Raw genomic sequence first — 22,645 nt, 5'->3', positions numbered from 1 at the left:
ACGGGGTAACCGCGATCAACCCCTTGGATGAAATTTTAGCACCAATCCAGATCGACTGGCAATAGGATGCAGAAATTGCAATGTTCTCAACTGGAAACTTCCCTGATGGCGACAGCAATCAATATCAAACCGAACAGCACTTCGATGGCACGTGACTACCGCTCCCAGCAGATGGGATCTGTTCTTCACGAGATGGGAGACGCTTTGTCTGAATAGCACCGTCATCAAGGCGAGTAATGATAGCACGACGCAAATTCCGATCATCATGGCGAACGCGAAAGCTATTCCGGCCTCGGGAACGCCACGCGTAATCGAATAGGTCATTATGAAGAGCGTCAGGGGACAGGGAGTCAGGCCTGCGAAAAATCCAAATGCTTCTGGCCGCTCAAATCCATTCGGAAAACAAAAATCTAGTTTTCATTAAGACGCGAGCAGGAAGTCAATGCGCTCAGGAACGTTATCGGTGATTATCGCCGCCGCAGTTAGAACCCCCGTAGCATATGCTCCAGTGTCTATGGCTATTCGGTTGGAGTAAATCTCGGGTCTATGTGAAGCGGTAATTGTATGGCCATGGACAATAATTTTCTCATGCGCTGCGGTATGGTTGAGGAAATCACCCCTTATCCAGCGTGAGATAACTTCATCTTGCTCGGCCAATGGGACACCTGGTTTGATACCCGCGTGAACGAATGCGTAATTACCGTCTATGATAATAGAATCAGCTTTTCGCATCATTTCCAAATGCTGAGCAAAGCGTCTGCCGAATTCCTCGGCCAAATGCTGGATACTCCGGCAATCCACCAGACCATAAGAATCCAATGTCTGGTAACCACCGTGTTTTATCCAGTTGTGCGCCGTTTCCTGACTTTCCTCACTGCAATCCAATACTCGTAACAAGTATTCCTCGTGGTTGCCTAATATCAAGCGGCTATCCGGGGAAGCGTTAAGCGTTGCATGTACCAAGTCCATCGCCCTCCTGCTATCAGGACCGCGATCAATGATGTCTCCTAAAAAGATAATGCGATACTCGGCCGCTCGCTGATCAGCATCAGTCTGAATTTGATCCAGCATCCTTTCCAGCAAATCTGCACGCCCATGCACATCGCCGATGGCGTAGGTAATCCTGCTCGATTTCATTGAGTTTCCATGGCTCATCGACGCTGTGCTTTCGGTAGTTTTCGCCATTCCCATGGCACAATGAAGTCACCTTGCCAAAGGCCTGAAGAGGTTCGCATAGCAACGTCTTGCACGTGTTCGTATGCTCCCTTGGAATAAACTGGCCAATCCAATGCGAGACCGTTCTCGACCAACCATGCGGCGATGTCTTGGCCTTGGCTTGTTTGGCATGTCGCAACGGTTCGGCCGTACCGATCTCGATTCACTGGGAAACAAGTGGCAGGCTGTGATTCCTGAATGAATGCATCCAGTTTTAAGGCTGCCTGCTGTCCGCAACGATATAACTTGCCTTCCGCATTCTTACAGGTTTGCGTGCTTTCTGGGGCGTCAATGCCGCTCAGTCGAATGCGCGCACCATGTATTTCTAGTGTGTCACCGTCGATCACCGAGGCTCTACCAGTGATATCAGCGGCATGAGCTGCTACAGCGCTTACACAGAGAAGCGCGGCCATTATCGTTCGAACCATACGACTGCTACTTTCTAGTGCACAGTCGCTTGGATTTACTGATTGAGCCGTCCTGACAGAGAAACTTGCCATCGGCGGTACAACGCGCAACGCCGCCTTTCTTTCCAGAACATGGTGTATTGCGTGCATCCGCGAAATTGGAAAACGACATAGCCGCAATCAGGATCGCGACGAAAGCTACATAATTTTTCATTCTGCCCCCACGTAAAAACCGCCTCTCTAAAACAGGTCGGCGCTTAGAAACTTAAACATTTCAGAACTGACGCCCTAAAACATTGCCAAGCGATAGCCTTCAAAGCGATCCAGAAACCAAATAATTGATGCGACGTTAAGAGCGCCTGCTTCTGCCGCAATCGGGGCAGAAGCAGGCGCGGAGTTTTTTCGGTTTTAAGCTGTCTTGAGTGTGAGAAGTCCATCTCGTTCCTCAAGTATATTGGCTTTTTTCAAGTAGCCAATTCTCGCTTGGATCTGCTCCCTCAATTGACCACTTGTTGATTTGAACCCAAGCGCTCTGGAAATCGCATTGATCGCTTCATCTGGCGTTGCACCGAAGCTCGCCTCGACCAATTGTCGAAGTCCCTGATCGATCTCCATTGGAGGTAGCATATCGAGACGACGCAAACTGAGCGAGGCAACTTCACTTCGATCACGGAGCTTTATTTCTCCATTTGGCCATAGCAGGAATTGGCCTTCAATGTTGATGTGCTTGTTTCGGGCCGCCGCCAAGATTGCCACGGTTACGTGGCTGTTGATGCGCTGGCCTGCTCTTTGTAATCCCCACGCGCTTCTGAGCCGAGTGACGAGTTCGTCTTGATGAAGGGGACCTTCGACCTCCACAATTTCCTTAATGTGTTCAACCAGAATGCCAAGAGGCGTTTCATGAAGTTCAACATGGATCGCTGGCCTGATTGACGCCTCCTTATAAAGGGGCGTTGCGTTTTCGATCACATTCTTCGGCAATAGCCCGATTTCAGTCACGTCCTCACGATCAATGGTGATGATCTCTACATTGACTGCTTTGCGCTTCTTCTCTGTGTCACCTTCGAGTTCAAGTGTATTGGCCTTTGCGCGTTCTATCGCGGCGATCAGCTTTTCGAGCTCAGCATTTGGGCGTTGAAACCAATCGGTGCTCCATATGCGATTAATATTCCAGCCATGCGCTTCGAGTACAGCTTGTCGCAAACGATCTCGGTCGCGAGCTGAACGAGAGTCATGATATGCCGCACCGTCGCATTCAATCCCGAGCAAATACCGCCCAGGAACGGCGTCATCGGCGACCGCAAGATCAATAAAGAACCCCGCGATACCCACTTGCGGATGGACCTGATAGCCGCGCTCGGTCAATGCCGCAGCGACCTGTTCTTCAAAGACGCTGTCCATCTCGCGTTCAGTACGCTTGGAAAGCGATAGCCGTCCGGTTCTTGCAAAATGAAGGAAGAGCTTGAATGCAGCTACGCCTTTGCCTCGTGCGCGCTCCAAATCGATGTCCTCATCGGTTATGGACGCGTAGACTTCACAGCGTTGCTTGGCGCGACTAATCAAAACATTCAAACGTCGTTCACCACCCTCTGCTCCAAGTGGGCCGAACCTCATCCCCATATACCCTTGGGCATTGCGGGCGTAGGCCACTGAAATGAAGATGACATCACGTTCGTCACCCTGGACGTTTTCGAGGTTCTTGATGAAGAACGGTTCTGTTGGATGCGAATGAAAGAAGGCTTCGGTTTCAGGGTTAAGCCGACGCAGGATTTCAAGTTGGTCCTGAATTTCCCTACGTTGCTTGATCGAAAAAGCAGCAACACCCAATGACTGGTTAGGGTTCTCAAGAGCATGTTTGATAATAGCCTTGGCCACGGCCTTGGCTTCATTTTTATTTACGCCTTCTTCAAAGGTTCCGCCTGCAACTTGATGGAATCGGAGTCCCATTCCGGCTTCGTGCGTATACGGACTAGGAACGATAAACAGCTTATTCTCGTAAAACTCGCTGTTTGAAACTGCAATGAGTGACTGGTGACGGCTACGATAATGCCATCTCAACATTTTCTCGGGCAGACCACGCGCAGAAAACAGGCCTAGAATGCTCTCGATATCGGAAACCTGTGCGCCTTCAAGTTCGTCGTCGTCCTCCGAGCTACTTGAAGTCATCTTCGAGAAGAAGCGCGTTGGCGGCAACTGTCTTTCGTCGCCTACAACAACCACCTGCCGCGCTCTGGCAACAGCGCCAATGGCGTCAACAGGTTGTATCTGACTGGCTTCGTCCATAACGAGCAAATCGAAGGTGAGTTGTGCAGGTGGCAGAAACTGTGCAATGGACAGCGGGCTCATCATAAAGACCGGCTTCAGCGCTTGAATTGCTGGAGCCGCCCTCGTCATCAGCTGACGAATTGGCATATGACCACGGCGACGCGCCATTTCAGATCTGAGGACACCTACGGGGCCAACACCGCTCTTGCCCGGAATACGTTTATGGTGTGAACGAACGACCTCCAGTCGCGACAGTCCCATCCTGTCCATGTCAAGGCGCGCGAATTCATTTACCAGCCTTCCATGGACCTCGCCGTCGAAACGAGCTAACTCCGGATCGTGTCTATGTTGATCACGTAGGATGGCTTCGTAAAATGCCATCTCAAAATATGACATTACGCCGTCTGGAGTGACTCGACCATCTTCCAGACGTTCAACAATTAGTTCTGCGCCTGCATCATTTGCGGCATTGGCGCGATTACGGTAGGCGGTCCATTTGGACAGCTGTTCCCGTGAGGTCAACCAAACTTGCAACCGCTCCTGCAATTCGGAGCAGGGAACTTCCTCAACCCTGTTGGCTCCAAAAAGTGTTTCCGGATCGGTCTGTAGGTAATCAAGGATCGCTGAGAATTCGCCGACCCAGGCACCGGCATCGTCAAGCGTCCTTCCTGTTTTTCTGGCCAGGTCTCCCCGATCAGCTATTGTCGCAGCTAAAGGACGTATGTCTGCATTTTGCTGAACCCAATCGACCAGAAGAGAGAGTGCATCCCAATCGGATCCAATGCCCTCCCAACGTTGACCAAATGCTGAAGCTAAAAGCGTTCCCTGACCGTCTACCTTTGCTTTCAGATCAAGGGCGAGGCCTAACACTTGGAAAATTTTTGAACGTTCGCCTGCTGTCGCCAGATCGCGCTTAAGGAGCGTCTTGGCTTCCTGCTCAGCTTGGCCGAGCTCATCCACCAATCTAAGGACTTGCGATAAATGCGCGTCTTCTGCTCCGGTAGCGTCAGGGAAGAGAATCTGCGTCCTATCAGACAGTTCCAGCCATAGAGCATGAGTCAGTCTGCGGGCTTCTTCCAAGATGCCTTGTACTTGTTCTGCGCTAGTGCCAACTGCGGCTTTGTTCGAAAGACGGCTTGCGATCTGCCGCGCCTCAGTGCTGACACCCCGCAGGCTACGCATCCAAAGCACCAGATCTTCAAGTGGCTTGGGGTCTGTCTTCTCACCGCGCCAGTCCGCTCCAAAGGCGGAACGTCCAAGAGCATCTCCGTCTCGTATAGTCGATCTGGCCTGCTTGCCCTTCTGAAGCAAGTCGAGAATACGCAACGTTTCGTCGACGGAAGGCTCACCAACCAATACCGTTTTGAGCAATGATCGGGCAGAACGCCAATCCCCGCTCAGGAATTTGAGCATTCTCTTTCCGTGAACCGCCAAAGCGGTTCTCGCCGCAACGAGATCGACTTCCCAGGCGTGATCGGTAACCTTTCCTGTGAGTTCTGATCGCGCATCTTGTTGTGTGGCTACGGCTTCAGCAAGATCACCTGCCTGATCGAGTCCTCGTTCCCAAATAGCTGCAACAAACGCGTCTGGGCTTGCATCCGGGGCATTCGCCACACGTTGGCCGATTACCACCATCCGCTCAATCGAAGCCAACGAGCCTATGTCGTCTATCCCGAGCAGCGCTTGCAATGATCGCACCGCTGTCAGCAATCGCGGCAGAAGGGTTCTTAATTGTTCAACGGTCGTAAAAGCTGCATCGGAGAAATTTGCAGGTACTCGCGAGAACTGCGAAACGAGTCCTGCAGGTTCAGATCCCCAAGCTCCCGATCTTAGGATTTCATTAATTCTTTCAGCAACATTCGCTAACTTCTTGCCATCTTGAACTAAGGAAGCGATGTCATTGATCGAACGCGCCCATACATCATTTGAAAGCGCGTCATTCGAAATGGTATCGGGACAGCTAGCGAGTCGGTCTGCAAGCTTCCTGCAGTTCTGATAATCCTGAAGATCGATGACATCCGCACGCTGAAGCGTCGTCGTCGTTTCTTGCATCCTTTCGAGCAATTCCGCGAATGCTGTGCTTGAGTTCTGGATGCGTACGGCTAGTCGTTCAAGATCGAGAGGTGAGATACCCGTTATGCCGACACCACGCCAAGGATGTTGAGAAGGCAGTCCAATGTCGCGAATGCGTTCGGCGAGCTCCATAAGCAAATTCGACACTTCGTCACGATGACCAGGTGTCCACTCTATCGCGTTATGAAGCTCGATATCTGACGGTGCCATCCCCTCCCTACGAAGCCGAGACAGATGGCCGATGACCGTATATGCTGAAAGTCGATATGGTTCATACAGGCGGTGTAGCCTCTTGGGATGATCGTTGAGCCTGTCACGAAGATCGAGCAGGATAGTATCTATCGCGCCATCGAAATTTCCTCGTGGCGAACCTAAATCCCAAGTTTTTTGAAGATCGTGCAGAACGGCTTTCTTGTTCGCCTTATTGCTGTGCAATTCAAGGCAGGCTTCGCCGACACCAGCGGCGTCCAAGCGGCGTTTCACCACCTCCAGCGCCGCCATCTTTTCAGCTACGAACAGTACCGTTTTTCCATCAGCAACTGCCGAAGCAATTATATTGGCAATTGTCTGCGATTTCCCTGTTCCGGGAGGCCCCTGAATCACAAGGTTCTTGCCTCGTTTAACCTCATGAATGGCTGCAGACTGAGAACTATCTGCATCGACGATATGGGTCATCTCAGATGGTTGGATGACGGAATCAATATTAGCCTCGTCAGAAATCAGGTCGTCATCGCGTTCAAACCCATCAGAGACGAGAGATCTAATAAGAGGGGTATCTGTGAACTTGGCGTGTGCGGGCCAAAGAGCAGGATCGAGATCCCTGTACATCAGAAATTTGGCGAATGAAAAGAAGCCAAGAACGATGTCGTCAGGCTGTACTGACCAATCCGGCTTAACCGCGATACAAGAGGCAATTCTCTGCGCGTAATCTTCAAACGAAAAATCGTCTGTTGCCTCGAACTCGGGCATTTTGATCGAATGGACACGATCAAGTAGCGCTTCCAAGGACAGATTGGACGAGAAATCTTCTTGCCGTGCCCGGAGCTTAAAGCGTTCACCGGCGGTTCCGCGTTCCAATATGACCGGCACCAATATCAAAGGAGCATATCGTATGTTCTCTTTATTGTTGGGATCGATCCATTTCAGCGTTCCGAGGCCAAGAAATAGAATATTGACGCCTTGCTCTTCTTCGAGCGTGCGCGCGTCGAAATAGAGGTCCAACAGACGCTTCTGCAAAGCGTTCGGCGTCATCTTGGTCTGTAGCTTGGTATCTCCATGTCGAACAAGCTTGCCTTGCTCATCGCGCTCGTCATCATCCGGCAGTGCGAGCTCTATAAGCTCCTCGCCATCAGCGTCTTCCCCGGTCTTCTCGCGTCCTTTCGCGCCTGCAAGGAAGGTCATTGCTTTCCCTTCAGTCACAAGAATACGAAATACTTCTGCCGCTTTTTCATCGATGATATCGACAGTCTTCGCGCTCTTTGAAAAACGCGGCACGTTCAATAAGCGATTTCGAGCTGAAAGATCTAAAAGCTCTGTTCGAGCTCGTTCGATCTTGTCTTCGACCGATAAACTACCTGAAAAAGCGGAATTTTCGACCGAATTGGTCGATTCCGAACGCTGCTTATCCATGATTTAACCCACCCAATTATCAGCAATAGATGGAACAATCATGAGCAGGAGTCTAGCTGGATTTTCTATTCCAGGGGGGCGGCTAACTCCACGCCAAAAGTCAGCTATTCCCTTCGGCTACTTGTAAGCGCGGTATATCTCCGAGATTGCTATAAATTTTTATGCATACCGATGATATTAAAAAGACTATGCCACAGCGGACATATCGAATGAGTATAGAATAATGTCGTTCGCTTTGTAAAAAAATCAAGCGGCGTTATAACAGCACCTTTTATATTTCTTGCCGCTTCCGCAACTGCATTTCTCGTTGCGGCCCAATTTTGCCTGAGTGGGATTAGCTTGGCGCGATTTACTGGCTAAGGTCTTCAAAATTTCTGCTTCGAGGGATAAATCTTCTTCCCATTTTCCTGAAAGAGTTGTTGCCAATTTAATCGATCCATCATTAGTAAGAACTACTCCATGCCAGACTTCGGCTCTCTCAATGTACTTACGGCGCTTGCAATGCTCGTATAGGCGTTTCTCCGCATCAATGATGCCTCCGCCCGTGTGAAACGTGATGCCGCTGACAGGATTGTCGGTACCGAGGCTAAAATCGTGGAGCTTCCCATCGTTAACAGCGCGTCTTGAGATTACTTCAAGATTTCGATTTATCTCGTTTATTGAAGCTTCCCCTAGCTCCATGAGCGCGAAGCCGAGCGCAATCGCCGGGGCGGCCGCTTCCTTTTCAATCTGCGTTACAATTTTTTCAAATCGCGTGCCGCAGAACTTGGTTAGTAATCCCTCGGGCGTCTTGCGACCGGGAATACCCTCCCGACGAGCCGCCATAGCCACGTCAAGGGGAAGCGAGATACTGTCGTCCAACATTAGTAGATTAGTCTGCGGCTCGACCCACAGGTTATTTTGAAGATGGTACGAGAGCGTTACCAGTTCATGGTTCACGAATACCGTTTTAGAGGCCTTCGCTCTTAGCCAAATATAGCTCAGAAAGCGAAGTGGTGTAGAAAGCAATTCGCTTATCGCGTCTAGAGTAAAGACATCAGTGACGAGCGGTGAGACGATTGTCTCGGTACAACGGATATTCAAAAACTGTTTTGCTTGAAAAGCCAATGCCGGATAGTGATCTGAAACGACTGTCAATGGAAAAATAGTTTTTGGTACTGAGGGCAACTGCGGTGTTACGCCATCTCTACAGCGCAACGTCACCGTTTGATCAATCAGTAAGGAGGCGCAAAGATATGCCTGATCGACAGCGTCCTGAACTGCGGATTTGAAGTCTCCTTTCAACTGAAGGTCATTACCATTTCGAGCTGAAAGTGTTAACTTTTTGGATTTTGCTTGCAAAACAATGATACGGTCTCCAAAAACAACCAGTACGTCAATTTCGGCAAGTGTTTCTGCCTTTCCACGCAAAATTTCCACATTCTTGAAAACACGAGAAGATCCAAAAATTTTGACTAATCTATCGTAAGTAAAATTTTCCGCGAAATCCCCACGGTGTCTCATCGCCGTTGAACAATATTCTTTATCAGCGCCCATCCAATAGAATGGCGCGTCATATATTGCTTCGCTGTAACCGTAGGCTGGTTGCAGAATGACGAATTCGTCCTCGCCCTTTCTGATAATAGGGAGCGCATATGCCTTATTAAACGCATGTAATGAGGTGAATTCCGCATTGGCTGGTGCAGTGGGAACGCAGAAAGGTTCTATGCATTTCAGTATGACATCCTGCGAAAGGCCAGTGATCATTGCCAATTCCGCACATGAAAACGAGAAACCGGGTAGTACTGTCCATGTTTCTTTGGGTTGCCCTTTCAGGGCAAACAACGTTGAAAAAAGGCGCTGGTTCAACAAATCCAGTATTGCTTTGCAGACTAATTGGGCGGCTTCGATGTCGAACGCTCTTTTTTCCAACAACCATTGGGTGTCTTTTTGGTATTTATAATGAGCTAGATCTCGATATTGAAACGGATACGCGGATTCCGCAGCGTAAAATATTGGTTCGCGCATAACTGCCGCCGAAGCAAACGGGTTAAAGCTGGAATCCAGAATGTTCTCTGCTTTAAAAAGCGTCGCTGCGGACGCAGATATAGCGTTATGCAATTCTTCTAGTAGTTGGCAGCTTTTCTCAACATATCTCGACAGTTGTTCTTGTGTCGGCAATGCGAAGTCGATTGCGCCGTTGATCATCAACCCATAAAGGGTATTTAGCTCGGTACGTATTAAGGTGGATGGATCTGCAAGTCGAGCCAAATCGTGAGGTTTCAGCTCTTCAGAAATTCCAACGGCCGTATTGCGAAAACAAAGTATAGCCAAGGCGTGTATGTACCCAGGTGACTGACATAGTTCGGAAAGGTCCTTAAATATTTGGTCTTCTGCGCGCATGCTCAATAATTCCTGGCCATCTCAGGTTTTTGCTATTCTGTAGACAAAATCTATTCGGCGTTTTGGCTCACCCATAGATTACTTAAGGAGTATGCGAACCAATTTATTTGCAAAGTTTTGTAAGGGCCGCCAGATGCGACTTATCTACATGATCCATCATGACAATCAACGCGTTTGCGGCATCGCGTGTTTCTTCGATTGTCATCGAAGAAAAAGATATAAGATCATCGAGGCTATCTGAATGGGATTCAACTTGCGTCAGTCGTTCTAATGCTACGATGCGATCCCGGTCCAATTCAGGATGTGCCTTGCACAGCTGGTCGATTTTTCCTGTAAGGCCCGAGTTCCCAGGGCATCTGAACGCGAGGAAAACATCTAGAACCCGACGCAGCACGTTCGGCATCATGTAACCGTGTTCAAAATGTTCTTCGCCTGCATTGCGGAAACGAAGTACCTGCCCAAAAAGAAAGTGATACTCGGAATCGTATTCGCGTAGGAGCGTTGGTAGCGGTATTATCTTTGAAGAACGCTTCGAACTATCTTGCGCGATCTTGACATCAAGAAAATGTAAAGAAGTAGTCGGTTGTTTACCATCTCGCAGTTCAGCTCCCTTCTTCCACGCTTTTCTGAACTCATTCATACATTGCTGATTGTGTGTAAGCACGAAAAGCTGAGAGACGCCGGATAGCCGTGTGCGAATTAATGAACACGCAAAATTCAGGGCTTTCGTATCCAAACTGGACACCGGATCGTCGACTACGACGATGGCATCTTTAAAAGCCTTGCCGTCTGCTTCAATGGTTGAGAGAAAGTATGCTATCGAGATCGCAGTTTTCTCCCCCTCGCTAGGTAATCCTTCTATCACCGCTCCGTGACGGCGAACCTCATAACCTTCTTCAATAGGGTGGATCGTAAGCTCCCCATGACCAAGGTATGACTTCACGAGTTTATTGATAGCTTCTGCCGCTGGACCATGAGTACGAATGGCCTGTCGGAGATTCTCGGCTTTGGTTTGAGCCTCAGCAAGCGTGCGTTCTATCGTTTCCCGAGACTTGATCGCCTCGCTGACTGCATTAACATTTATGTCGAAATCAGCTCTACAAGCACCGATAAAATGCTTGCGAATTGTAATTTCAGCTTCTTCTTTGGCTTGCTTAAACCCGTTTACCGTTTTGTTGTGTTCAGCAATCATCACGTTCAACGAGGATACCGAAGCTGACAATTGATCGTTGATGGTTTCAATTTCATTCGCTTCGGGCAGATGCGATATATCTACAGGGCTCGCTGGGGCGGCAATTTTTTGATCGAGAATTTCTCTAAGAAGTCGCAAGACTCTCAATGTTTCTTTTAGTTTTTCATCAAAGTCCGCTCTCTGCGATTTGTATTGGTCGATTTGGTTTGAATATAAGGAGTCAGCGCGAGGGGAATGGTCGCGAAGTTCAGATAGAATATCGATTACGAAATTCAATTTTGACGAGGTTTTGGAGAGACGATCTATAAATTGATCGATAGTTGTGTCCAACGCGATGCGCAGAACGTCACGACGTTCGGGTGTTAACTGGTTCCCGCATAAAAGACATACCGAGAGGTCGTGCTTCGTGTGTAGTTCATGTCCCTGTTTTATCCAAAGCAATGCATCCGGATAATTCTCGACTTCCTTAAGTGCGACGGTACCGAGGGATTGTACGCACATGTCTCGAATGAAGCGGAATGCAGCTGGCACTGTCGTGCTATCGAACTGAATCTCTGGAATTGGAGCCATTGGCTCGGATGCTCGTCTCAGATCTTCGGCTGTTCTGAGGGCGTCTACCGAGATTACAGGCGTATCTGCCGCTGGCCATTGCTCATAATCTTTTGTGAGCTGGGGCGCTTCATATTTGCGGCCACCGAGATTCAGACGATCCGCTGTTAGCTTCGCCCGGTCACGCTTGAATGCAGTTAGGGCTTTGAGAGCATGCTGTTCAGATGTTTTGGCGGTTGCAAATCGGCCCTGTAGTTCGAGAATATGATTCTCTATATTTCCCAATTCTTTATGAGCATCAGCCTGGTCTTTGCCGATGAGAAAAATCGGTCGCGCCTTTCCGTGAACCCACTGGAAATTGTTTTCGGCGAAGTCACTATTGAAGACTGTCACCCGTCGTTCCAGCCCTTTCGGATTGACGGGGATGCCACATGTAGTGCCGTCGCTCAAGCTCATCTCAAAGGCACAGTCCTTAGGCAGTTTAGCGTGCCTTTCTCCGATTTCTAAAGATGAGAACAACCTGGACAAGGTACTCTTACCCGCACCATTGAAGCCGTAAATGAGATTGTATTTTCGGAAGCTAAGGCTTTCCGAACGGCTATTTCTTTCTTCGAGAATTCCTGCGTTTCTACAGACGCTAATATTCGAAATAATATCCGCCATATTTGCCCCGACAGTTGCCCCTATCAACCGTCACTATATCGATATGAATTTTGCTCCGCTAGGGTGACTGCCGCCTGCTTCGTCATCGCAGACACAAGACAGCAATCCAGTTCACTGATTCGTATAGCCAGCGATGTATAATTCTGGAGCCAAGTTTTGCGGGTTTTTCTTATCTGGACAAATCAAACGCAACGAAATGACCATACCAAAGCGTAGGGGGACAAACCAAGGCGGCGTTTACAACCGAGCATATTTCCCCAGCCCGCACGAACTTGTGTAATTTTTGACGTTTACGGAAACGTCAAATTGAGCTAGCTTCGGCACCGAATTGAGTGGTCGGATACGGAATCCGTGATACGGTCAGTCAAAAAAGCGGCAAAAATGGCTGTTTTTCGCAGAAAATCATCCATTTGCTGCAACATGCGCGCTGTCACAGCGTTTCGTTACAATGTGGCATGCAGGCATGAAACGCGGTTACGGGCTCGTTCCAGCCATCGCGGAACGGCTCAGGTGGTGAATTTGGAGGATTTCTATGCCGAGCTATCGCGCGCCAGTTGAGGATACGAATTTCGTTCTCAACGACGTTCTGAATTATCAGCGCTACAACAACCTGCCGGGCTTTGCCGATGCGTCGCCCGACGTCGTCGAGGCAATCCTGTCGGAAGGCGCGAAGCTGGCCGAAGGCACGCTCTTCCCCGTCAACCAGACGGCGGACCGCGAGGGCTGCACCCGCCATGCGGATGGTTCCGTCACCACGCCCAAGGGCTACAAGGAAGCCTATAATCTCTACCGCGAAGGCGGCTGGCTCGGCCTTGCCGTGCCGGAGCAATATGGCGGGCAGGGGCTTCCCTATCTGCTGCACACCGCCGTCGGCGAATATATGTCGTCGGCCAATATGGCGCTCACCATGTATCCGGGCCTGACGCAGGGCGCGATCGCCGCGATCCTCACCCACGGCACCGACGAGCAGAAGGACACCTATCTGCCGAAGATGGTGGAAGGCACCTGGACCGGCACGATGAACCTGACCGAGCCGCATTGCGGCACCGATCTGGGGCTTCTGCGCACCAGCGCCAGCCCACAGGCGGACGGCACCTACAAGATCTCCGGCCAGAAGATTTTCATCTCGGCCGGCGAACACGACATGTCGGAAAACATCATCCATCTGGTGCTGGCCCGTATCGACGGCGCGCCGGAAGGCGTGAAGGGCATTTCGCTGTTCATCGTGCCGAAGTTCATTCTGGATGAAAACGGCAATCCGGGCGCCCGCAATGGCGTGTCCTGCGGCTCCATCGAGGAAAAGATGGGCATCCATGGCAATGCCACCTGCGTCATGAATTATGACGAGGCGACCGGCTATCTGATCGGCGAGGCCAACAAGGGCCTGCGCGCCATGTTCACCATGATGAATGAAGCGCGCCTGGGCGTGGCCTTGCAGGGCCTTTCCATCGCCGAAACCGCTTATCAGAATGCCGTGATCTATGCCCGCGAACGCATTCAGGGCCGCGCGCTGTCCGGTGCTGTAGCGCCGGAAAAGAAGGCCGATCCGATCATCGTCCACCCGGATATCCGCCGCAACCTCATGAATATCCGCGCTTTCAACGAGGCCGGTCGTGCGCTCATCCTCTGGATCGCGCTTCATTCCGATATCGCTCACCGCGCAGGCGATGAAGCGGAACGTCAGGCCGCTGACGATCTGGTCGGGCTTCTGACGCCGGTTCTGAAGGGCGTTCTGACCGACAAGGGTTTTGAACATGCCGTCATGGCGCAGCAGGTCTTCGGCGGTCATGGCTATATTGAAGAACAGGGCATGAGCCAGTATGTGCGCGATGCGCGCATCGCCATGATCTATGAAGGCGCAAACGGCATTCAGGCGCTCGACCTCGTCGGCCGCAAGCTGGCGTTGAACGGTGGCCGCGCCATCACCGCCTTCTTCAAGGAAGTGGGCGAATTCTGCGAAGCCAATCGCGAGAACGAAAAGCTCTCCTTCTTCACCAAATATCTGAAGAAGGGCGTTAACGACCTTCAGTCCGCAACCATGTGGCTGATGCAGAATGCGATGGCCAAGCCCGATAATGCGGGTGCCGCCTCCAATGATTACATGCATCTCTTCGGTCTGGTGGCGCTGGGCTATATGTGGGCGCGCATGGCCAAGGTCGCGGAGGAAAAGCTGGCCGCAGGCGAAGGCAACAAGGCGTTTTTCGAAGCAAAGCTCGTCACCGCGCGCTATTATTTCGAGCGGATCATGCCGGAAAGCGTGGCGCATCTGGCGCGCATCCAGTCGGGTGCGGACAGCATGATGGCGCTCAACGCGGACACATTCTGAGGCTTTTTGATTTGAGCCGGTGCCGGGGGCACCGGCGGGCCAAATTTGGCTGGAAGGAGCAAACATGGCTGAGGCTTATATTTACGATCACGTGCGCACGCCGCGCGGGCGCGGCAAGAAGGACGGCTCCCTGCACGAAGTGCCTGCCGTTCGTCTGGGCGCGAAGGTTCTGGAATCCCTGCGCGACCGCAACGGCATCGACACCGCAAAGGTCGATGACATTATTTTCGGCTGCGTCGATCCCGTCGGCGAAGCAGGCGCGGTCATTCCGCGTTCGGCGGCTTTCGAGGCCGGTTATGATTTCAAGGCGCCGGGCATCCAGATTTCGCGCTTCTGCGCTTCGGGACTCGACGCCATCAATCTGGCCGCTGCCAAGGTGGCGTTCGGTTCGGACGATCTGGTGATCGCGGGCGGCGTGGAAAGCATGTCGCGCGTCGGCATGGGCATGTCGGGCGGCGCCTGGTACATGGACCCATCGGTCGGCTTCCCCGGCTATTTCATGCCGCAGGGCGTTTCCGCCGACCTGATCGCCACCAAATACGGTTTCAGCCGCGATGACGTCGATGCCTATGCGGTCGAAAGCCAGAAGCGCGCCGCCCATTCGTGGGAAAAGGGCTATTTCAAGAATTCGGTCATCACGATCAAGGACCAGAACGGCCTCACCATCCTCGACCGTGACGAGCATATGCGCCCCGGCACAGACATGCAGGCGCTGGGCCAGCTCAATCCGTCCTTTGTGATGCCGGGCGAAATGGGCGGCTTCAATGCCGTCGGCATTCAGGCGCATCCGGAAATCGAAACCGTCAACCACGTCCACCATGCGGGCAATTCGTCGGGCATCGTGGATGGCGCGGCGGGCGTTCTGGTCGGCTCCCGGAAGGCTGGCAAGGCCTTCGATATCAAGCCGCGTGCGCGCATCCGTGCTTTTTCCAATATCGGCTCCGAACCGGCGCTCATGCTGACCGGCCCGGTCGACGTGACGGAAAAGCTTCTGAAACAGGCCAAGATGAAGATTTCGGACATCGACCTGTTCGAGCTGAACGAAGCCTTCGCCGCCGTGGTCCTGCGCTATATGCAGGCCTTCGACATTGCGCACGACAAGATCAACGTCAATGGCGGCGCCATCGCCATGGGCCATCCGCTCGGGGCAACCGGCGCGATGATCCTCGGCACGGTGCTGGATGAACTGGAACGCCGCGATCTCAATACCGCTCTGGTGACCTTGTGCATCGGTGCCGGCATGGGCACGGCCACGATCATCGAGCGCGTGTAAGGGGAGGTTTAGACAATGGCTTATGTAAATTTCAAAGTTGAGACCGACGCCGACGGCATTGCCCTCGTCACCTGGGACATGCCTGAAAAGTCGATGAATGTGTTCACCGTCGAGGTGATGCAGGAACTGAACGCCATCATCGATGCGGTTGCTGCCGACGACAAGATCAAGGGTGTCGTCATCACCTCCGGCAAGGAAAGCTTCTCCGGCGGCGCGGACCTGACCATGCTGGAAGGCATGTTCAAGGAATTCCAGAAGCAGAAGGCCAAGGACCACGAAGGCGCGGTCAAGACACTTTTCGACAATGTCGGCAAGATGAGCGGCCTGTTCCGCAAGCTTGAAACCTGCGGCAAGCCGTGGGTTTCGGCGATCAACGGCACATGCATGGGCGGCGCGTTTGAAATGTCGCTCGCCTGCCATGCCCGCGTGGCATCCGATGCGCCGGGCGTGAAGATGGCCCTGCCGGAAGTGAAGGTCGGCCTGTTCCCCGGTGCTGGCGGCACGCAGCGCGTTCCGCGCCTTGCCAACCAGCAGGATGCGCTCCAGATGATGACGACGGGTTCGAGCCTGACCGCGCAGCGCGCCAAGGCGATGGGCCTCGTCACCGAGATCGCCCCGGCGAAGAAGCTGGTCGAAACCGCCAAGAAGCTCATCAAGGGCGGCCTCAAGCCGGTTCAGCCGTGGGATGAAAAGGGCTTCAAGCTGCCGGGTGGCGCGATCTATTCGGCGGCCGGTGCCAATCTCTGGCCTGCCGCGACCGCCATCCTGCGCCGTGAAACGTCGGGCAATTATCCGGCGGCGCTCGCCATCCTGAAATCGGTCTATGAGGGCCTGCTGGTGCCCTTCGACACCGGCCTCAGAATCGAGCAGCGCTATTTCACCGAAATCCTCCAGACGACCGAAGCGGGCATGATGATCCGCTCGCTCTTCGTGTCGTTGCAGGAGCTGAACAAGGGTGCGCGCCGCCCGGCGGACGAAAAGCCGACCAGGCTCAAGAAGATCGGCGTCATCGGCGCGGGCTTCATGGGTGCGGGCATTGCCTATGTGACGGCGAAGGCCGGTATTCCGGTCGTTCTGATCGACCGCGATCAGGAATCCGCCGACAAGGGCAAGGCGCATACGGCAGACCTCATCGCCAAGGAAATGCAGAAGGGCCGCGCTACGGAAGCCGACAAGGAAAAGCTCCTGTCGCTCATCACCGCGACGCCGGATTATGCGCTTCTCGAAGGCGCTGATCTGGTGATCGAAGCCGTGTTCGAGGACCGCGAAGTCAAGCGCATTGCGACCGAGAAGGCCGAGGACGTGCTGAAATCTTCGGCGATCTTCGCGTCCAACACCTCGACCCTGCCGATCACCGGCCTTGCAAAGGTGTCGAAGCGTCCGAAAAACTTCATCGGCATCCATTTCTTCTCGCCTGTCGACAAGATGATGCTGGTGGAAGTGATCCTCGGCAAGAAGACCTCGGACAAGGCATTGGCCGTCGCACTCGACTATGTTCGTGCGATCAAGAAGACGCCGATCGTCGTCAACGACACGCGCGGCTTCTACGTCAATCGCTGCGTGCTGCGCTATATGTCGGAAGCCTACAACATGCTGGTTGAAGGTGTGCCTGCTGCCATGATCGAAAATGCCGCCCGCATGGCCGGCATGCCGGTCGGTCCGCTGGCGCTCAACGACGAAACGGCCATCGACCTGTCGCAGAAGATCCTGAAGGCAACGCTTGCCGATCTTGGCCCGAAGGCCGTCGATCCGCGCCATGTGGAGCTGGTGGACCGTCTCGTCAACGAGTTCGACCGCAAGGGCCGCAAGAATGGCAAGGGCTTCTACGACTATCCGGCAAAGCCTGCCAAGAAGCATCTGTGGCCGGGCCTGAAGGACCTCTATCCGCAGCAGAACCCGGACAAGATCGATGTGAAGGAGCTTAAAGAGCGCTTCCTCGTCACCATCGCCCTGGAAGCTGCCCGCGTGATGGAAGAAGGCATCGTGACCGACCCGCGTGAAGCCGATGTCGGCTCCATCCTCGCCTTCGGTTTCGCGCCTTATACGGGCGGCACGCTGTCCTATATCGACGGCATGGGCGCGAAGAAATTCGTCAAGCTTGCCAAGGATTTGCAGAAGAAATACGGCCAGCAGTTCAAGGCGCCGAAGCTTCTCGTCGACATGGCGGAAAACGGCGAAACCTTCTATCAGCGTTTCAACCCCTACAAGGCCGAAACGAAGAAAGCAGCATAAGCCCGATCCTTCGCAAGATCATCTGGCGCGGCGTGTTTCACGCCGCGCTTTTGTTTGTGCCTGGCGGCTGCTTGGGACGCATTTGTGCATTACCAGTCCTTAAATAAGAAAATTTTCCCTGTCATTTCACCCATCTTGCGTAATTCCGGCTTTTTCGGTAGGTTGAAGCCAAAGATGGGATGGAGAATTAGGTTTAAAATCCTCTAAAGCATATCTCTCTGATGGATGGTTCCGCAGGGGATGTGCCGAAACCTACGTGGCGGATCATGACTATGTTTTCTCACGAGAGCGTGTGGGCGGCAATCGATGCCCTGGCTGAACGTCATTCCCTCAGCGCGTCGGGGCTGGCGCGCCGCGCGGGGCTGGACCCGACGACCTTCAACAAGTCCAAGCGCTATGCTTCAGACGGGCGCGCGCGCTGGCCGTCGACGGAATCGCTCGCCAAGGTGATGGAAGCCACCGGCTCGACCTTCGATGAGTTCACACGGCTCATCCAGGGTGAAAGCAACACGCCGCAATTTGGCGACTATACGCAGGACATGCAGTCGATCCCGCTTCTCGGCATGGCCGAAGCGGGCGCGGGCGGCTATTTCGACGATGCCGGTTTTCCCGCCGGGCAGGGCTGGGACATTGTGGAGTTTCCCGCCCGCACGGGCGAAGGTGTGTATGCGCTGGAGGTTTCGGGCGACTCGATGTTGCCCCTTTATCGTGATGGCGATACGCTGATCGTCGCGCCCAATACCGCCATTCGCCGGGGCGATCGCGTGGTGGTGCGAACGAAAGACGGAGAAGTGATGGCCAAGATCCTGCATCGCCAGACACCGCGAACCATTGAATTGCATTCGCTCAACCCCGAACATCCAAACCGCACCTTCGAGTCCAGGGATATCGAATGGATCGCCCGTATTCTGTGGGCAAGCCAGTAATGGTTCGATCGCAGGATAAAAGCCACGCGCGCGCCGTCTTCGGCGGCCTGGCGGGCATAACCGGCGCGGTTCTGGTTGCGGCCTTTGTGGCGCCGTTCTATGGCGCGCTGGATCGCCCGGTTGTCGTCATCGATTCCGGCACGGCGCAAAAGGGCGGTCAGGGCGCGAATGACGGCATCGTCGTCGAGCAGTTCGACTATGACGAACCAGGGACAGGGCCGGAACCGGACACCGCCAAGCAAGCTGCTCCGCAGCCGGGCCAGTCCGCGCCTGCGGAAAGCCAGCCGCCGGCGTGGAAGGAGAACGGCAAGGCAAACGATCAGGTCAATGATGCTGGCATGGAGCGCGAGGCGCCGCGTCCGCCGCTGAGCGACCTTGGCCTTGCATCGACGCCCAAGCCGCCCGAACCGCCGCCACCGGCCACGGCTGTGGATGCGGGCGAACAGATGCAGCTTTTGCAGCGGCCTGTCGCCGTTGCCGCCGGACGGCTGGAAAGCCAGGGCCGCACGATCGAATTGCAGGGGATCGAGATCGTTCCGGTCGAGCAGACCTGTGAGACCGCTTCCGGCGAAAGCTGGCCATGCGGCATGCAGGCGCGCACCGCCTTCCGGCAATGGCTGCGCTCGCGTGCCGTCATGTGCCGCCTGCCGGAAAACGACAGCGGCGCTGCGGTCGCCACCGAATGCATGCTGGGTAACGAGGATGCCGCCGCATGGCTGGTCGCCAATGGCTGGGCGAAGGCTGTTCCCGGCGGCGCCTATGATGAAGCGGGCCGCAAGGCGGTGGAAGCGCATCTTGGCATTTTCGGCGACAAGCCCGATACGTCGCTGCCCAATCCGGAGCCGGATGACGGCGACATGCTGGACAATCCTTCGCCGCTGGCCCCGGAACCGGAGCCGCAACCGTCGTCACCATCGCCGCAACAGGGCGATTTTCCGCCGGCACCCGCCGCACAATGACGAAGGAGGCTGTGCCCCTTTCAGTCCGTTCCGCCCGTATAACGGAAAAAGCCCCGCATGATGCGGAGCTTTTTGATTTGCTGTTCTGATGGTTACGCCAGTTCGCCAGCCAGCGCCTTTTTGATGAGCGCGCGGGTTTCGTCGATACCGTAAAGCGCGACGAAAGAGCCGAAACGCGGTCCGCGTTCCTGACCGATCAGCACTTCATAGAGCATCTGGAAGAAGGAAACCGAAACGCCGGGGCCGCCTTCCGGGCTCTTCTTGCTGTGGTCCTGATAGCGCTCGATGGCGCGGGCGACATCGAGAATGGCGTTCTGGATGTCGTTGCCATCGGTTCCCGCAGGCAGGCTGCCAAGCTTCTCATCCAGCGCTTCGAGTGCGCCGCGTTCCACATCGTCCGGCGCACGGAACTGCTTGGTCGGCTTCACGAAATCGTTGAAGTAACGGATCGCATAGCCGACGAGCGCGTCGAGTTCCGGATTGTTTTCCGGCGTGACGCCCGGCACGTGGCGCGAGATGAAGCCCCACAGCACGGCCGGATTTTCGGCATTCGATGCGCTGACCAGATTGAGCATCAGCGCGAATGTAACCGGCAGGTTCACCTTCGGCGGGTTGCCGTAATGAATGTGCCAGACCGGATTGTTCAGCCGGTCCTTCCATTCCTGGCGTTCATAGGCTGCAAGATAGGTGAAATATTCGTCCACCGCCTTCGGAATGACATCGAAATAGAGCCGCTTGGCGGTCTTCGGCTTCTGGAAATTGTAGAGCGCAAGGCTTTCGGTCGGCGCATAGGCCAGCCATTCATCGATGGAAATGCCGTTGCCCTTGGACTTGGAAATCTTCTGGCCAAGCTGGTCGAGGAACAGTTCATAGACGAAATGTTCCGGCGCGCGTCCGCCGAGGATTTCGCAGATGCGGTCATAAACGCCAGCATTGGTCTGGTGGTCCTTGCCGAACATTTCGAAATCGACGCCGAGCGCTGCCCAGCGCATGCCGAAATCCGGCTTCCATTGCAGCTTCACCTTGCCGCCCGTGACCGGCAGCGTGGTTTCCACGCCGTCCTCATCGTCGAATGTGATGGTGCCGGCCTTGGCATCCACGCTCTTCATCGGCACGTAAAGCACGCGGCCGGACTTGGGCGAAATCGGCAGGAACGGGCTGTAGGTCGCCTGACGCTCTTCGCCCAGCGTCGGCAGCATCACCTTCATGATGTCGTCATAGCGCTCAACGGCCTTGAGCAGCACCGCATCGAACCTGCCGGACTTGTAATAGTCGGTGGCGCTTGCAAATTCATAGTCGAAGCCGAACGTGTCGAGGAAGCGGCACAGCATGGCGTTGTTGTGATCGGCAAAGCTCTTGTAATCGCCGCCGAACGGGTTCGGGACGGAAGAAAGCGGCATTTGCAGATAGGGCTCAAGGGCGGCCTTGTCCGGCACATTGTCGGGAATCTTGCGCATGCCGTCAAGATCGTCGGAAAAGCAGATGAGGCGCGTCTTGACCTTGTCTTCGGTCAGGATGCGGAAGGCATGGCGAACCATCGAGGTGCGCGCCACTTCGCCGAATGTGCCGATATGCGGCAGGCCGGAAGGGCCATAGCCGGTTTCGAAGATCACCGTCTCCGGCAGGCCGGTCTTTGCATAGCGCTTGAGGATTTTCTTCGCCTCTTCAAAAGGCCATGCTTTCGCTTCCGCCGCCGCCGCGGTCAGTTCCGGGGTCAGCGTGATGTCGGGAAGGCGGTGCGAGGTCATGGTTTGATCCTGTGAAGAGGTTTATTCATTGAAAACATGCGCGCAGGCGAGGCGCTATTGCTCTATGGCGCGGCAACCACTGTCCGTCAACGGTTACAACCGAATTTCCTTGCGCAACGGGATGCGGCTTCCTAACTTTCAATCCAATTTGGCCGATGGAGTTGATTCCGGCCAGTGTTGCGCAGGAGTACGCGATGAAAAAGATCACCCCGCAGGATGCACTCGTCTACATCATGGTCACGACGTCTGCCGCCGATACCACCATGACCGATGCCGAGCTGGAATCCATCGGCAATGTGGTGACGCGCCTGCCGGTTTTCCGCGGTTTCGATACGGGCCGTCTGCCGCAGCTGGCCAATGATTGCTATGCGTTGCTGGCATATGAGGACGGTCTGGAAAAAATTCTCGACCTCGCCCATGAAGCCTTGCCGGAACGTCTGTACGATACGGCCTATGCGCTGGCTGTCGAAGTTGCCGCCGCCGATCTGCATGTGGAACAGGAGGAACTGGAGTTCCTCCAGATGCTGCGTGACCGCTGGACGCTCGATGAACTGACCGTCGCCGCCATCGAACGCAGCGCTCGGGTGCGGTTCCGCAAGCTTGATCCTGTCGTTTAAAGCGTGTCGCATTTTATCGTAGTCATATGACACGCTTTAAGTTTTTGTTTTCCTGCATGTCTTTATCCCATCGTAGCGGGATCAGAAATCAGTCCAGTGAACTGATTTCCCCGCGTAGGCGGTTCCCACTTTTGGGAGACATGCATTAGGGCGCTGGCGGCACCGGCACGACATCCCTCATCCTGAGCC

Annotated in this window: 12 protein-coding genes and 1 pseudogene; 6 read left to right on the top strand and 7 right to left on the bottom strand. The window is 54.0% G+C overall.

What is annotated here, in order from left to right:
- Positions 1-15: 15 nt before the first annotated feature.
- The 6 genes and pseudogenes from AVM02_RS15535 to AVM02_RS15510 form a co-directional block, all read right to left on the bottom strand.
- Positions 16-372, bottom strand: a pseudogene (locus tag AVM02_RS15535) (hypothetical protein); the annotation flags it as partial.
- 48 nt (positions 373-420) lie between these two features.
- Complete coding sequence (locus tag AVM02_RS15530; protein ID WP_411507823.1) at positions 421-1,137, bottom strand: metallophosphoesterase family protein; 717 nt, start codon at positions 1,135-1,137, stop codon at positions 421-423.
- A gap of 14 nt (positions 1,138-1,151) precedes the next feature.
- Entirely contained in the window at positions 1,152-1,643 is a 492-nt protein-coding gene (locus AVM02_RS15525) for a thermonuclease family protein (protein WP_411507885.1), read from the bottom strand.
- Between the two features lie 387 nt (positions 1,644-2,030).
- Positions 2,031-7,589, bottom strand: coding sequence for a DUF3320 domain-containing protein (locus AVM02_RS15520; protein WP_411507822.1), 5,559 nt, complete (start codon positions 7,587-7,589; stop codon positions 2,031-2,033).
- 246 nt (positions 7,590-7,835) lie between these two features.
- Positions 7,836-9,971, bottom strand: a complete 2,136-nt coding sequence (locus AVM02_RS15515; protein WP_411507821.1) for an NERD domain-containing protein — start codon at positions 9,969-9,971, stop codon at positions 7,836-7,838.
- 103 nt (positions 9,972-10,074) lie between these two features.
- Positions 10,075-12,375, bottom strand: coding sequence for an AAA family ATPase (locus AVM02_RS15510; protein WP_411507820.1), 2,301 nt, complete (start codon positions 12,373-12,375; stop codon positions 10,075-10,077).
- A gap of 532 nt (positions 12,376-12,907) precedes the next feature.
- On the opposite strand from AVM02_RS15510, the gene AVM02_RS15505 reads away from it, so the two are divergent.
- The 5 genes from AVM02_RS15505 (at position 12,908) to AVM02_RS15485 (ending at position 20,091) form a co-directional block, all read left to right on the top strand.
- Positions 12,908-14,701, top strand: coding sequence for an acyl-CoA dehydrogenase C-terminal domain-containing protein (locus AVM02_RS15505; RefSeq protein WP_411507819.1), 1,794 nt, complete (start codon positions 12,908-12,910; stop codon positions 14,699-14,701).
- A 64-nt stretch (positions 14,702-14,765) separates the two neighbouring features.
- Positions 14,766-15,974, top strand: a complete 1,209-nt coding sequence (locus tag AVM02_RS15500) for an acetyl-CoA C-acetyltransferase (RefSeq protein ID WP_411507818.1) — start codon at positions 14,766-14,768, stop codon at positions 15,972-15,974.
- A 15-nt stretch (positions 15,975-15,989) separates the two neighbouring features.
- Complete coding sequence (locus tag AVM02_RS15495; protein WP_411507817.1) at positions 15,990-18,206, top strand: 3-hydroxyacyl-CoA dehydrogenase NAD-binding domain-containing protein; 2,217 nt, start codon at positions 15,990-15,992, stop codon at positions 18,204-18,206.
- A gap of 272 nt (positions 18,207-18,478) precedes the next feature.
- Positions 18,479-19,132 (top strand): helix-turn-helix transcriptional regulator, encoded by a 654-nt coding sequence (locus AVM02_RS15490; protein WP_411507884.1) that lies wholly within the window; start codon positions 18,479-18,481, stop codon positions 19,130-19,132.
- The gene (locus tag AVM02_RS15485; protein WP_411507816.1) at positions 19,132-20,091 is read left to right on the top strand and encodes a thermonuclease family protein; all 960 of its coding nucleotides are present in this window, start codon (positions 19,132-19,134) and stop codon (positions 20,089-20,091) included. The genes AVM02_RS15490 and AVM02_RS15485 overlap by 1 nt, the downstream gene beginning before the upstream one ends.
- A 92-nt stretch (positions 20,092-20,183) precedes the next feature.
- On the opposite strand, the gene AVM02_RS15480 is transcribed toward AVM02_RS15485, so the two are convergent.
- A complete protein-coding gene (locus AVM02_RS15480; RefSeq protein WP_411507815.1) occupies positions 20,184-21,839 on the bottom strand; it encodes a lysine--tRNA ligase in 1,656 nt (551 codons plus the stop codon).
- Between the two features lie 194 nt (positions 21,840-22,033).
- Between AVM02_RS15480 and AVM02_RS15475 the strand changes: the two genes are divergently transcribed.
- The gene (locus AVM02_RS15475) at positions 22,034-22,456 is read left to right on the top strand and encodes a tellurite resistance TerB family protein (RefSeq protein WP_411507814.1); all 423 of its coding nucleotides are present in this window, start codon (positions 22,034-22,036) and stop codon (positions 22,454-22,456) included.
- The last annotated feature ends 189 nt before the right edge of the window (positions 22,457-22,645 follow it).

This window comes from Brucella anthropi (genome assembly GCF_046630315.1).
GTDB classification, from domain to species: domain Bacteria; phylum Pseudomonadota; class Alphaproteobacteria; order Rhizobiales; family Rhizobiaceae; genus Brucella; species Brucella anthropi_A.
Note: the sequence above shows the minus strand (reverse complement) of the source record. Positions and strands in the feature narration are given on the sequence as shown.

Bases quoted from the DNA above. Each gene is read 5' to 3' on its own strand.
- AVM02_RS15530 (WP_411507823.1), bottom strand. From the start codon at position 1,137: ATGAAATCGAGCAGGATTACCTACGCCATCGGCGATGTGCATGGGCGT.
- AVM02_RS15525 (WP_411507885.1), bottom strand. From the start codon at position 1,643: ATGGTTCGAACGATAATGGCCGCGCTTCTCTGTGTAAGCGCTGTAGCA.
- AVM02_RS15520 (WP_411507822.1), bottom strand. From the start codon at position 7,589: ATGGATAAGCAGCGTTCGGAATCGACCAATTCGGTCGAAAATTCCGCT.
- AVM02_RS15515 (WP_411507821.1), bottom strand. From the start codon at position 9,971: ATGCGCGCAGAAGACCAAATATTTAAGGACCTTTCCGAACTATGTCAG.
- AVM02_RS15510 (WP_411507820.1), bottom strand. From the start codon at position 12,375: ATGGCGGATATTATTTCGAATATTAGCGTCTGTAGAAACGCAGGAATT.
- AVM02_RS15505 (WP_411507819.1), top strand. From the start codon at position 12,908: ATGCCGAGCTATCGCGCGCCAGTTGAGGATACGAATTTCGTTCTCAAC.
- AVM02_RS15500 (WP_411507818.1), top strand. From the start codon at position 14,766: ATGGCTGAGGCTTATATTTACGATCACGTGCGCACGCCGCGCGGGCGC.
- AVM02_RS15495 (WP_411507817.1), top strand. From the start codon at position 15,990: ATGGCTTATGTAAATTTCAAAGTTGAGACCGACGCCGACGGCATTGCC.
- AVM02_RS15490 (WP_411507884.1), top strand. From the start codon at position 18,479: ATGTTTTCTCACGAGAGCGTGTGGGCGGCAATCGATGCCCTGGCTGAA.
- AVM02_RS15485 (WP_411507816.1), top strand. From the start codon at position 19,132: ATGGTTCGATCGCAGGATAAAAGCCACGCGCGCGCCGTCTTCGGCGGC.
- AVM02_RS15480 (WP_411507815.1), bottom strand. From the start codon at position 21,839: ATGACCTCGCACCGCCTTCCCGACATCACGCTGACCCCGGAACTGACC.
- AVM02_RS15475 (WP_411507814.1), top strand. From the start codon at position 22,034: ATGAAAAAGATCACCCCGCAGGATGCACTCGTCTACATCATGGTCACG.